This window comes from Planomonospora algeriensis, from assembly GCF_977012225.1.
Window position 1 is genome coordinate 1 of record NZ_CDRNDK010000993.1, and the last position, 763, is coordinate 763.

At 65.3% G+C, this 763-nt stretch carries 1 protein-coding gene; it reads left to right on the top strand.

Annotation, left to right across the window (positions count from 1 at the left end):
* The first annotated feature begins 546 nt into the window (after positions 1–546).
* Positions 547–681, top strand: a complete 135-nt coding sequence (locus ACWJ6R_RS37400; RefSeq protein ID WP_449066716.1) for a hypothetical protein — start codon at positions 547–549, stop codon at positions 679–681.
* Positions 682–763: the final 82 nt, after the last annotated feature.

Consider the following 763-nt stretch of genomic DNA (forward strand, 5'->3'; position numbering starts at 1 on the left):
GCCGTTACGCTCCAGCGGTCACGCTTGTGTGCCTACGAACTGCGGAACCCGGGCTAAGTAGCCGCTGCATTTCGCAGCGTTTTCTTTGGCCTGGAAGCTACGACACCCCACTCTCACGTGAGCCGAAGGCGTCGTAGATCACGGTCCACCGTCTACGACCGCTTCCGCTCCGGGGCGCGACCATGGGTGATGCGCTTGAAGCGGTCGCCGGCGACGGTGCGGGCGGGACGTTCTTTCTGTGCAGGAACGTGGTAGGGCAGCGGCCTGTGTTGTTTGCTGACTCCGAAGGGCAGGCCGGGCTGATCGCGAGGGTCCCGTACCGGAGGGACTGCCTCGCACGCGCTTCCGGTGGCCTGGATGCGATGCGATCAGTGGTCCCGGAATTGGAGCGGGAGTACGGCGATGATCGTATCGATCTCGACGCGTGCCGTACCTCGCTTGACTCTGCGGGGCCCAGTAAAGGATCTTGTGGTCTTGGGGTCAGCGATGCCATTGCTGACTACAGTGTGGAGTTGAACGTGCGCAATGAGCGATGACGCTGGTTCCGTGGCTGCTGCGAAGGAGGAGATGGTGACGGCGCTGTTGGCAAAGCTGAAGGGCGCCGAGGAGGCCGCACGGCAGCAATGCGCCGAGCTGTCCCGGCAACTGGAGGAGCTGCGGGAGCGGCTGACCGCCGCGTAGCGGCGCATGGAGCGGCTGTCCATCGCCCGTGAGGAACTGGCCGTGCTGGCCGCCGACGACGAGCCGGACGACGCGAAGCCCG